General features: G+C 65.5%; 12 protein-coding genes. 6 read left to right on the top strand and 6 right to left on the bottom strand.

Features of this window, described 5'->3' with window-relative positions; all coding sequences use genetic code 11:
- Positions 1 to 1,469: transcription termination factor Rho (rho, locus tag BEN49_RS05545; protein WP_239691827.1), on the top strand; the 1,469-nt coding region annotated here is incomplete at its 5' end.
- A 191-nt stretch (positions 1,470 to 1,660) separates the two neighbouring features.
- On the opposite strand, the gene BEN49_RS05540 is transcribed toward rho, so the two are convergent.
- From BEN49_RS05540 to BEN49_RS05525, 5 genes are all read right to left on the bottom strand, one after another.
- A complete protein-coding gene (locus BEN49_RS05540) occupies positions 1,661 to 2,293 on the bottom strand; it encodes a hypothetical protein (RefSeq protein ID WP_070741917.1) in 633 nt (210 codons plus the stop codon).
- 87 nt (positions 2,294 to 2,380) lie between these two features.
- Positions 2,381 to 2,704: a hypothetical protein gene (locus tag BEN49_RS29275; RefSeq protein ID WP_239691826.1), complete on the bottom strand. Its 324-nt coding sequence runs from the start codon at positions 2,702 to 2,704 to the stop codon at positions 2,381 to 2,383.
- The gene (locus BEN49_RS05535; RefSeq protein WP_239691825.1) at positions 2,659 to 3,252 is read right to left on the bottom strand and encodes a UbiA family prenyltransferase; all 594 of its coding nucleotides are present in this window, start codon (positions 3,250 to 3,252) and stop codon (positions 2,659 to 2,661) included. Before BEN49_RS05535 ends, BEN49_RS29275 begins: the two co-directional genes overlap by 46 nt.
- Positions 3,253 to 3,371: 119 nt before the next feature.
- Positions 3,372 to 3,824 carry a hypothetical protein gene (locus tag BEN49_RS05530; protein ID WP_070741914.1) on the bottom strand — a complete coding sequence of 151 codons (453 nt, stop codon included), beginning with the start codon at positions 3,822 to 3,824 and terminating at the stop codon, positions 3,372 to 3,374.
- 425 nt (positions 3,825 to 4,249) lie between these two features.
- Positions 4,250 to 5,401, bottom strand: coding sequence for an NAD(P)/FAD-dependent oxidoreductase (locus BEN49_RS05525; protein WP_070741911.1), 1,152 nt, complete (start codon positions 5,399 to 5,401; stop codon positions 4,250 to 4,252).
- Positions 5,402 to 5,496: 95 nt separating this feature from the next.
- On the opposite strand from BEN49_RS05525, the gene BEN49_RS05520 reads away from it, so the two are divergent.
- Positions 5,497 to 7,641 (top strand): hypothetical protein, encoded by a 2,145-nt coding sequence (locus tag BEN49_RS05520; protein WP_125916543.1) that lies wholly within the window; start codon positions 5,497 to 5,499, stop codon positions 7,639 to 7,641.
- A 17-nt stretch (positions 7,642 to 7,658) separates the two neighbouring features.
- Here the strand turns inward: BEN49_RS05520 and BEN49_RS05515 are convergent, their stop codons facing one another.
- On the bottom strand, positions 7,659 to 7,898 hold the full coding sequence (locus tag BEN49_RS05515) for a hypothetical protein (RefSeq protein ID WP_070741903.1): 240 nt from the start codon (positions 7,896 to 7,898) through the stop codon (positions 7,659 to 7,661).
- 125 nt (positions 7,899 to 8,023) lie between these two features.
- On the opposite strand from BEN49_RS05515, the gene BEN49_RS05510 reads away from it, so the two are divergent.
- The 4 genes from BEN49_RS05510 to BEN49_RS05495 all read left to right on the top strand — a co-directional run.
- On the top strand, positions 8,024 to 8,713 hold the full coding sequence (locus BEN49_RS05510; RefSeq protein WP_070741900.1) for a hypothetical protein: 690 nt from the start codon (positions 8,024 to 8,026) through the stop codon (positions 8,711 to 8,713).
- Positions 8,710 to 9,006: a winged helix-turn-helix domain-containing protein gene (locus tag BEN49_RS05505; RefSeq protein ID WP_070741897.1), complete on the top strand. Its 297-nt coding sequence runs from the start codon at positions 8,710 to 8,712 to the stop codon at positions 9,004 to 9,006. Before BEN49_RS05510 ends, BEN49_RS05505 begins: the two co-directional genes overlap by 4 nt.
- Before the next feature lie 196 nt (positions 9,007 to 9,202).
- A complete protein-coding gene (locus BEN49_RS05500; RefSeq protein ID WP_239691824.1) occupies positions 9,203 to 10,585 on the top strand; it encodes a B12-binding domain-containing radical SAM protein in 1,383 nt (460 codons plus the stop codon).
- A gap of 80 nt (positions 10,586 to 10,665) precedes the next feature.
- Positions 10,666 to 11,027 (top strand): hypothetical protein (locus BEN49_RS05495; protein WP_141765618.1); only part of this gene is annotated, 362 nt, incomplete at its 3' end.

The following is an 11,027-nucleotide window of genomic DNA, read 5'->3' as shown; positions in this document are numbered from 1 at the left end:
GTATCGCAAACGACCAACCCCGCGAGTACCGCAACGGCAACGGCCAGGACCAGCCCCGCAACGACCAGCCGCGCAACAACCAAGGCCAGGACCAACCGCGCAACGACCAGCCCCGCAACGGCCAGGGTAACGACCAGCCGCGCATGACCCGCGAGGAGCGCCAGGCCCAGCGCGACCAGCAACGCCAGCAGCGCCGCGACGAGCAGCGCGCCAACGGCCAAAACCCCGACCAGCCCCAAGGCCAGCCAAATCAAGGGCAAAACGCAAACCAAGGCCAGGGCCAGAACCCAAATCAGAACCAAGGCCAGGGCCAGGGGCAAAACCAGAACCAGCGGCCCGCCCGCCAGGAAATCGACTTGGTGGTGCCCGGCAACGGCACGTTTGAGCTGATGCCCGACGGCGGCTACGGCTTCCTGCGCTCACCGTTTTATAACTACTTGGCCTCACCGGACGACATTTACGTGTCGCCGCAGCAGGTGAAGCAATTTGCCCTGAAGCCCGGCGACACGGTGATTGGCACCATCCGGCCGCCGCGCGAAGGCGAGAAATACTTCGCCCTGGTGGGCATCGACAGCATGAACGGGCGCACCGTGGAGGAGGTCCGCGACCGGGTGCCGTTCAGCCACTTAACGCCGCTGTTTGCCGACGAGCGGATGCAGCTCAGCACCAAGCCCAGCCAAATCAGCACCCGCGTGCTTGATATGTTTGCGCCGATTGGCAAGGGCCAGCGGGGCCTCATCGTGGCCCAGCCCAAAACCGGTAAAACGGTGCTGCTCCAGGAAATTGCCAACGCCATTTCCGAGAACCACCCCGAGGTGTATTTGATGATTTTGCTCATCGACGAACGCCCCGAGGAAGTAACCGACATGGCCCGCACTGTGAAGGCCGAAGTGCTCAGCTCGACCTTCGACGAAACGGCCGACCGCCACGTGAAAATCGCCGAAATGGCCCTCGACAAGGCGCGCCGCCTCGTGGAGTGCGGCCATGACGTGGTGATCCTGCTCGACTCCATCACCCGCCTGGCGCGGGCCTACAACACGGTGCAGCCCAGCAGCTCGCGCATCCTCTCGGGCGGCATCGACGCCGGGGCCCTGCAAAAGCCCAAGCGCTTCTTCGGCGCGGCCCGCAACGTGGAGGGCGGCGGTTCGCTCACCATCATCGCCACGGCGCTGATTGAAACGGGCTCGAAAATGGACGAAGTAATCTTCGAAGAATTTAAGGGCACCGGCAACATGGAATTGCAGCTGGACCGCAAGCTGGCCAACAAGCGCGTGTTCCCGGCCATCGACATTCCGGCTTCCGGCACCCGCCGCGAAGACCTGCTGATGACCAAGGAAGAACTGGGCCGCGTGTGGGTGCTGCGCCGCTTCATGAACGACATGAGCGCCACCGAAGCCATGGAATTCCTGAAAGACCGCATCAAAGGCACCAAGGACAACCACGAGTTCCTGCTCTCCATGAACGGCTAACGCCGCCTGCAAACTTCGTTTGCACCAAAAAGCCACCGCAGCAACGCGGTGGCTTTTTGCGTTGGGGCCCCAGCCGAAGCGGGTCCGTACCACCAAGCTGCGCTTGGTTTTGCCCCAGGGGATCCAAGTGTAGCATACACAAAACCAAGCACAGTTGGTGGTACAGGCCAGTACTTGGCCTCGATGCCGCCCTAGCGCACGCGCACAGTTTGCTTTTTCAGGGGCGACCAGGCGAGGCGCTGGCGGTCTTCTTTGCCCTTCAGGTAGTCGAAGCCGATGGTGCCGGGGCGCCGCTTGAGATCGGCCCAGGTGGCTTGGTCGAGGTTTTCAATGCTGCTGGGAAACGTGGCCTGGGGCCCCACGGCGGGCTTCTGGAACTGCGCGGGCTGGAAAAACTGGTCGATGCGGCGCAGTACGTAGGCCTCGCGCTCGGCGGGCGTGGCGGTGGGGGTTTTTAGCTCGTACACCAGGGCCGCTTCGAGGTCGGGCTCGGTCAGCATTTCGCGGAAAATAACCTGGCCGCTGGGGTCGGTAATCGTAAATTCGGCCGTGCCTTTTAGCACCGAGGGGCCCCGGAACACCAGCCGAAACGCATCGGCCGGGCCCTCGGAATGGCTGAAGTTGCGCCGCTGCCGCACCACGCGCAGCGTGTCGCCAAGGGCCGAAACGGCCTTAGCACGCGCCGTATCGGGTGGGGGCAGGGCCCCAGTGTCGGACGCGGCTGGGGTAGCGGTGGGCGGCGTAGCGGCGGTTTCGGTGGTGGCCGTGGGGTCGGTGTTGCAGGCCGCCAGCAGGGGCAGCAGCAGGAGCGGGGCGAGGCGCATGGATCCGGGAAAAGAGTGGTGGACAGATTCCTATTACTTACGCAGCTGGGCCCCCCGGGCGTTGCCGCGGCTGGGGCCTGGCCGGCCTCAGCGCCAGAGCAGCATGGCGACGAACGCGGCGCTCAGGCACAGCGACGACACTTGGTTCATGCGCATCGTCCAGACGAAGTTGGCGTGGGTGGCGTCGTGCCAGGCCAGCCAGGCCCAGCGCCCAAACAGCGCCACCACGGGCCCCGTGGCTACCAGGAAAACGAGGATGTTGCGCGGCTCGCCCCGTAACCAATAGGTGAGCGCCAGGGCCCCCGCGCCGGCCAGCAGCCCCGCCGCCGCAAACACGAACGTGCCCCGGATGCCCAGCCGCAAACTCAGGGTGCGGTCGCCGCGGCGGCCGTCTTCGGCGTGCTGGTACACCTGGGTGAGCGGGTAGGAACCGCACAAAAATAAGGTGCTGACGATGGCCAGCAGCAGGTTGGTTTTCTCGAAAAGCTGCGCCGGTGGGCCCCCGCGCCCACTTGCGTCATCCAAAAAGTGAACGCGCCCTGGAACACCACCACCACGGCCGTGCTCAGCAGCGGGTGCTTTTTCAGGCGGATGCCGTCGTAGCTGTATGCCTTGGAAACCAGCAGGTACACAATCAGTAAAGCCGCGAAGGAAACCGAAATCAGCGCCGCGCCGACGACGGCCAGCAGGTCGAAGAGCAGCACCAGGTGCAGCAGCTCGGGCGTGACTTTGGGCGGGGTTTTCAGGCCCCCGATGCTGTCCTCGTCCCGGTCGTAGTAGGAATTGTAGCCGTTGGAGGCCGGGTAGGCCAGCAGGTGCAGCACCACGAATACGCCCGCGGCCCGCGCGCCGCTCCAGGGCCCCCGCAACGCGCTGAGCCCGAACCAGAACACCGGCATCAGGTACAGCGAAAACGGGATGCGCAGCAGCGGCAGCGCTTTTCGGTAAGCGTTCAGCATCGAAACAGCCCGCGTTTTTCAGGCACGCGGGTGGGCAAAGGTGGTGAGAACAACGCACCTGTGCGGCCCCAACGGCTTGCCGCTGGGAAAAGCCCCAATTCCTAGCCGTTAATAAATAGCTACCGCGCGGCCGCCGGCCAGCCCACCAGGTACGTGACCTGGGGCCCCCACCAGTGGCTCTTTTTACCGGCTTGCCAGTGATAGCAGCCGGCCGGGTCGGCCAGGTTGGCCAAGGTCAGTAGCTCACCGGGCGAATACATGCGCAGCAGCGACACCGCCCCGTCCCAGATGGTGCAGAGTGGGATTATGGGCACCAAATAGGTGAACGCGAGGCGGCTGAGCCGGAAGGGGCGGAAAAATGGCGTCAGCAGCAATTGAGCCACGGGCAGCGCCGTGCCGGCCAGCGCCAGCTCGCCCCAGTGCTTGCCCGCGCCCTCAAACACGCCGATGCCGGTGCCGGCCCGCACGGCGTCGCGCAGCAAGGCCACGGCCGCGGCGGGCGGAAAGTGGTGAAACGCCGAAAAGATGACCCGCAGCCCCGCCAGGTGCTCGGGCACGGCCAGCGCGTTCACGGGCCCCGGCTCGGCCGAAATGGCGCCGGCAGTGCGCCGGCCGATGTCGGCCCAGGCGGTGGGCTGGGGGTAGAGGTCGGTGAGGGTGATGGTGGCGGCGGGGCAGCCCTGGGCGCGCAGGCCCGCCAGCAGGGTTTCGGTGCCGCCGCCGGCCCCGGCGCCCCAGCTCCAGCAGGCGGGTTTGGCCGGTGCGGCGCAGGGCCTCGGCCAGCAGCGGCACCACGGGCCGGTAGGTGCCCAAGGCCGTAATCATGAACCGCAAATAGTCCATCATCCCGGCCCGCACCACGGCCGGAAACCAGGACAAATCCTCAAACTCAAACAACCGAAGCCGTAGGCGCATAGCGCAACTTACGCAAATACTGCCGCCGTGGGCGATGCCCCGGTCCCAATGGGGCTGGCATTCGGTGGCAATGCGCTCCTCCTCAGCCCACCAGCCGTTGCAGCCAGCGGCCGATGGGCGGCACTTGGGCCAGGCGCACGCCGGCGTTCACAAGCCACGGCTTGTTGCCCAAAAACCGCATGATGCGGTAGCTGCGCGCCAGCTGGGGCCCCAGGCGGGCCTGCACGGCGCGGGCGTACTGCTGCACATAATCGGCGCTGAAATCCTGGGCCTCAAAGCAGGCCACGGCCTGGGCGGCGGCCAGCACGCCGCTGCGCACGGCCGTGTCGATGCCGTGGCCCTGCAACGGGTCGATGAGGGAGGCGGCGTCGCCGCACAGCAGCCAGCGCGGACCGGCCAGGGCGTGGGCCGGCCGGCCGGTGCCCAGCGGCAGCCCGAAGCCCACCACGGGGCCCTGCAACTGGGCCCCCGCGAAGCGCGCGGCCAGCTGCGGGTGCGTGCCGAGTAGCTCCAGCAGGGTTTTCTTGAGGTCAACTCCCTGGGCGGCAATGTCTTTCGAGAGCATGCCGAAGCCCACGTTGGACACGCCGCCGCCCACCGGAAACACCCACAAGTAGCCAGCGGGGTACTTTTTGAGAAAGAAAAACTCGGTGGTGCCGCCGTCGGCCCCGGCCACGCCGGTGTAGTAGGCGCGCACGGCGGCGCAGTGGTGGGCCCGGTCGATTTGGCGGTGGGCGAGCTGGCGGGCGGCCACGGAGTTGGCGTCGCAGGCAATGAGCAGGCCGGCGCGCAGCTGCCGGCCGTCGGGGGCGGTCAGCGTCACCGCGTCGGGGGCCCCAGCAATGGTTTTGACGGTGAAGTTTTCGAGGATTTCGGTGGCCGTGTGGCGCTTGACGAGGGCCAGCAGGGCGGCGTCGAAGTGCAGGCGCGGGCTGTTGAAGGTGGGCAGGTGCCAGCGCACGCCCAGGTCGCGGCCGTTGGGGGCCACCACGCGGCTGGTGCGGGTTTCGGCCTTGGGGTGCAGGCCCGCCAGCAGCTCGGGGACGTAGGCGGGGTCGAGCTGGCGCAGGGCCTTCAGGGCCGGGCCGGGAATGGCATCGCCGCAAATTTTGTCGCGCGGAAACTGGGCTTTGTCCAATAGCGCCACCCGCAGGCCGGCCCCGCGCAGGGCCAGGGCGCAGGCCGCGCCCGCCGGGCCGGCGCCCAAAATGGCAACATCGTAGGATTCGGGCACGGCGCAATTAGAATAAACGCCTAAAAGTACCGTTTTCATGTCAACAGCCCGGAGCCCCGCTTACTTTTGGTCCCGATAAGTTTCTATTTCGACCTATGCGTTTATCTCTTCTTTGGGCGTGCGTGCTGTTGGGCTTGGGATTAGCCCTGGCGGGCCCTGCCCGGGGCCAGGCTGCCGCGCCGGGGGCCTTGGTGCGGGGCGTCACCCTCACCCTCGATACCACCCGCTACGCCCAGCCGGCCCAGCAGCTCACGGTGGCCGGCGAGCCGCGCCTCTACTTCTACTACCGCACCGACGACCAGGCCGCCGAGCTGCGCGCCACGCCCACGGGCCCCGTGCGGAGCCTGCGCCTGCTGCCCTCGGCCGATTATAAGCTGCAAGACTCGCTGGTGCGCGCCGCCGACGGCAGCTACCGCGGCACCATACGCTTCCGCAACCTCACGGCCACGCCCTTTGTGCAGCTGGTGTTCGTGGCCGGCGCCGACTCGGCGGGGCGGCCCCCGCGCCAGCAGCAAATCGTGAGCCTGCTGCCCCTCACCCGCAGCAGCCTCGACCTGCGGGTGCCCAATTCCGAGCTGTTTGTGGGCGAGGAGCGCGTCGTGGACCTCAGCACCGACAACCCCGGCAACGTGCGGGTGACCAACACCTGGACGCGTGGCCAGGACATCGACTACAAAATTACCCGCGAGGGCCCCGGCCTGCGCCTGCACCTGCTGCCCAACAACCCGGGGCCCCACGCGCTGGTGCTGAACCTGCTGGCCGAGCGCCCGCGCCTGGATGCCGACGGCAAGCTAACCTATGCCTACCCGCCGCTGCGCCAGGACTTTACGGTGAAGGCCAGCCGCCTGCGCTTCCTGAGCGTGGACCGCAAGGACATTGCCTTCGATGAGGCCGGGCGCTTGCAGGGCACGGAGCTGATTCTGGACGACGGCCAGTCGTTCGACCTGCACCGCACCTACCGGCTGGAGGCCCAGCAAGAGCCCGGCGGGGCCCTGGTGGCCGAGCTCTACACCCGCAACTACCTCACCAACAACCGGGTGCTGTGCCAGCTGCGCGTCTTCAACCCCCACCGCCAAACGGCGGGCTACCTCTACATCAAGGACGGCGACGTGGCCCGCTACATCACCAACTTCGACATTGCGCCGCGCCCCCACGTTACGGCCGTGAGCGTGCTGCACCGCGGCGGCGACTGGACCTCGAACCTGGCCGTGGGCCCCGGCGAAATCGTGGACGTGCGCCTCGAAGGCGAGTCGCTGCTCAAGGGCCGCTTCCACGTCGAAGACCTGCTCTCGGTGCCCTCCGATTCGTCGGTGCGGTCGGATAACTCGCTGGTGTACCGCATGCAGGTTCCCCTGGGCGTGGTGCGCCGCCGCCTGGCCATTCTGGAAGGGGCCACCCCCACGGGCTTCGTGCTGACGGTGCGCGAGGCCCAGCGCCCGCACCCGCTCAATTTCGTGAGCGTGAGCTACGGCGAGGGGCCCCTGCCCGTCACCCGCCTCAGTGGGCCGGTGCTCTACCAGCATAGCATTCCCGACGTGGTGTTTTCCTTCAACACGGCCGCGATTGATGAGGCCACGACGCTCTACGGTAAGCAGTACCTGACGATGGATGTGCGCGTGGTGGACGCTAAAAACAACCTGCTCGCCCAAAAAACCGTCGATAACCTGGTGATTTGCCCGTCCGATCCGTCGCCCCGCGCTGCTTACTACCAGGATAAGCAGTGCCAGAGCGGACCATTTAGTCTGAACACGCTGCTGGCCCGCAAAACCTACGAACTCGACGATTGGTCGCGTATTATTATTACTATTAAACACAACGCTGGCCAGTACGGCGAGCCCGGTTACACCCAACTGGTAGACCTGGTGCTGAGCCGCCGCACCAGCTTTGACATCGACGTGAGCTTTCCCGCCGGCCTGCTCACGCGCAGTCCCGGCGACACTGGCTACGGCAGCTTTGCCGGCATCAGCATCGCCACGCTGGCGCAGCTTAGCTTCTATTCACCGGGGCGCATCAACCATCTGCGGCCTTATAAAATCGGGGCAGGATTTGTGGCCCTTAACGCCTTTAACCTGACCGATAATGCGGCTGTGAAGCGCGACCTAGGTATTGTTGTACTGGGCTCGGTAACGCCCGTACGCACTGGCCGCCTCACGTTTCCTCTGTACCTGGGGGGTGGGTATTTGCTGACAGCGGGTAAGCCGTTCTTTTTGCTGGGGCCCGGGATTGGGGTGAGTTTGTAGCGGCGCGGGGCCCGGAGTTAATCGGCTGACTCCAGCGTTGCTGCCAGCTGTTCGGCCCGTAGTAGGCGCCAGGTGGCCCAGAGTGCGCCAGAAAGCCAGGACGAGCTGACCCATACGCAAAAAATCAAGCTATTGCCGCTGGCGCCTAGCAACCCCGCCACAAGCAGCGGGGCTTCGAAAAGCAGTAGCGTGCCGAGCAGCCCCATTCGCAAGCCGGCGTCGGGCTCGGCCAGGCACACCCGCAGCAGCCACTGCATGGGCCACAGCCGTAGCAGGCCAACCGGCCCAATACTGATGCGGCGGGGGCATGCTGCGGATGGGCACAGGCTGGGTTGAAATCCCAAATTTCCGTCTAACTTTGCAGTACAAAGCACTTCGTGATATGCAGCCCGACCCGTTAGCCCAGCTCACCGAAATCCGCGCCATCATGGAGCGCAGCTCGCGTTTCTTGTCGCTCTCCGGCCTGAGCGGGGTGGGGGCGGGCGTGGTGGCGCTGCTGGGCACGGCGGCCGGCCATTTCTATTTGCAGGGCCACTACCCCAGCGAGTATGGCGCCAGCGGCTACCAGCACCTGCTGGCCAGCACGGCCGCCGAGCGGCAGGCGGCGCTGCCGTTTCTGCTGCTGTTGGCGGCCGCGATGGTGGCGGCGGCGCTGCTCGTGGCCTGGTTTTTCACGCGGCGGCGGCAGCAGCAGCAGGGCCCCGGTCAGCCCCTTTGGAACACCCTGACGCGGCGGCTGCTGGTGGCCCTGGCCCTGCCGCTGGCCGTTGGCGGGCTGTTTTGCCTGCGCCTGTACCTGGGCGGCGACGCGGGCCTGGTGGTGCCCGGCCTGCTCGTGTTTTATGGCCTGGCGCTGCTGAACGCCAGCAAGTACACGTTCGACGAAATCCGCTGGCTGGGGCTCACGCAGCTCGGGCTGGGGCTGGTGGCCATGCTGCTGCCGGGCTGGGGCGTGGCGTTTTTTGCGCTGGGCTTCGGGCTGGGCCACATCGGCTACGGCCTGCGCATGTACCAGCGCTACGAGCGGCCCGGCCCGGCCGGGGCCCCTGCCGCATCCGTATTGGGCCGGTGAAGCACCTTATCCATACCCTCAACAAAGCGTTTGACCACCGCGTGCGGCTGGGCGTGATGGCTGTGCTCCTGGCCACCGATGCCGTCAGCTTCAACGAGTTAAAAGAAGTGCTTGACCTTACCGACGGCAACCTCGCCAGCCACGTGGCCGCCCTCGAAAAAGCGGGCTACGTGCTGGTCAGCAAGCAATTCATCGGCAAAAAGCCCAACACCACCTACACCGCCACCGCCGAAGGCCGCGCCGCCTTCCAGCAGCACCTGGAAGCCCTGGAGAAGCTGCTGCGCCCGGGCTAGCGTGGGACCCCGGGGCCCCAGTTTGGGGCCCCGCAAGAATTTTCCGGCCCGCTGGCCACTGCATCCGTGCCTATTCAGCACGTTTCTTTTTGCCTTTTTGCTTTGAATTACAAAGTTCTTTAAAATGCGTGTAAAATTCATCTTGCCGGCCCTTACCGAAGCCACCAACCCGTATTGGCGGCCCATTAAATATTCTTTGTTTCCGCCCTTGGGGCTGGCCACGCTGGCGGCCTACCTCCCAACTGACTGGGAAGCGGACCTGCAGGACGAACATGTGGAAACCCTGCGCCTGAACGACTACCCCGATTTGGTCGTCATCCAGGTGTACATCACCAACGCCTACCGGGCCTATGCGCTGGCCGACCATTACCGCGCCCGTGGGGCCTACGTGTGCTTGGGCGGCCTGCACGTCACGAGCTTGCCCGACGAAGCTGCCCCGCACGCCGACAGCATTTTTTTGGGGCCCGGCGAGGAAACGTTTCCGGCGTTTCTGGCCGAGTGGCGGGCGGGACGGGCGCGGGCCCGCTACGCGTCGGGCGCGGGGCGCACGCTAGTGGGCATTCCGCCCATCCGGCGCGAACTCATTAAGCGGGAGCGCTACCTCGTGCCCAACTCCATTGTGGTGACGCGGGGCTGCCCGCATCACTGTGACTTCTGCTACAAAGACGCATTTTTCGCCGGCGGCAAGTCTTTTTACACCCAAACCGTGGATGATGCCCTGGCCGAAATCGACCGCCTGCCGGGCCGCCACCTCTACTTTCTCGACGACCACTTGCTGGGTCACACGCGCTTCGCAGCCGGTTTGTTCGAGGGCATGCGCGGCATGGGAAGATTGTTTCAGGGCGCGGCCACGGTTGATAGCATTCTGCGCGACAACGGCTTGCTGGAAAAAGCAGCGCAGGCCGGCCTTCGTAGCCTGTTTGTGGGGTTCGAGACGCTGAGCCCGGTCAACCTAAAAGCAAGCAACAAACCCCAGAACCTGGGCCGCGACTACGCCGCCGCCATCCGCCGGCTCCACGATTTGGGCATCATGGTGAACGGCAGCTTCGTGTTCGGGCTCGACGACGACCGGCCCGACGTGTTCCGGCGCACCGTGGACTGGGCCGTGGGCCAGGGCATCACTACGGCCACGTTTCACATCGCTACGCCCTACCCTGGCACGGCGCTGTACCAGCAGATGGAGGCCCAGGGCCGCCTGCTGCACCGCCGCTGGAACGAGTACGACACCCGCACCGTGGTGTGCCGGCCGGGCCCCCACCTCACCGCCCGCCAGCTGAAAGACGGCTACGACCAAGCCTATCGCGACTTTTATTCCTGGACCAACATCGCCAAGGCCAGCCTGGTGCACGACACGCTGCGCCACCAACTCAAGCACTTCGCCTACGCCGGCGGCTGGAAAAAATTTGAGCCGCTCTGGAATTTCATGATAAAGTCGCGCCAGCTCGACTCGATGCGCCCGCTGCTCGAAGCCATCCTAAGCAAGGTGCGGGGCCCCTCAGCGCCCGCCGCCGATCCGGCGATTGCCCCGGCCCCGGTCCACTCCGATGGGTTCATGCCGTTGCCCGTGCTCACAAGCTAATCAGCGCGGGGCCCCCACTCGGCCGCCGCTTGCCCGGTAGCCATTTTAAAATTATTATTAACCACTTCATTCATTTTTCGATGAATCCTGGCATTCCCTTGGCCAAAAACATGGCCGCTATTCCATGTCAATCGCCTACTAGCAGGACTTCTGCCCCACTCACGGCCGCCCAAAAGCTGCTGCTGCCGCTGGGCCTACTGCTGTTCAACTGGTTGTTTTGGGCCGAGAAAACGGGCGTGAACGTGCTTGTTTACGCTGTATTTGTGGTGGGAACTCAGGTGGGGCTGCTGCCGCGCCACGCGGCGGCGCGGCGCTCGGGCTTGTTTTGGCTAGCGGCGGCTGGCATTATTACCGACACGGCCCCAGCAACGGTGCCGTCGCCCAGCACCAGCTTTGAGTTTGCGCCGCTGATGATGTTGCCACTTAGTTGCAGCGGCTTTTG

Source organism: Hymenobacter coccineus (assembly GCF_001816125.1).
GTDB classification, from domain to species: domain Bacteria; phylum Bacteroidota; class Bacteroidia; order Cytophagales; family Hymenobacteraceae; genus Hymenobacter; species Hymenobacter coccineus.
The sequence above is the reverse complement of the archived record's forward strand: the minus strand, read 5'-3'. Positions and strand labels throughout refer to the sequence as shown.

Bases quoted from the DNA above. Each gene is read 5' to 3' on its own strand.
- BEN49_RS05540 (WP_070741917.1), bottom strand. From the start codon at position 2,293: ATGCGCCTCGCCCCGCTCCTGCTGCTGCCCCTGCTGGCGGCCTGCAAC.
- BEN49_RS05535 (WP_239691825.1), bottom strand. From the start codon at position 3,252: ATGCTGAACGCTTACCGAAAAGCGCTGCCGCTGCTGCGCATCCCGTTT.
- BEN49_RS05520 (WP_125916543.1), top strand. From the start codon at position 5,497: ATGCGTTTATCTCTTCTTTGGGCGTGCGTGCTGTTGGGCTTGGGATTA.
- BEN49_RS05515 (WP_070741903.1), bottom strand. From the start codon at position 7,898: ATGCAGTGGCTGCTGCGGGTGTGCCTGGCCGAGCCCGACGCCGGCTTG.
- BEN49_RS05510 (WP_070741900.1), top strand. From the start codon at position 8,024: ATGCAGCCCGACCCGTTAGCCCAGCTCACCGAAATCCGCGCCATCATG.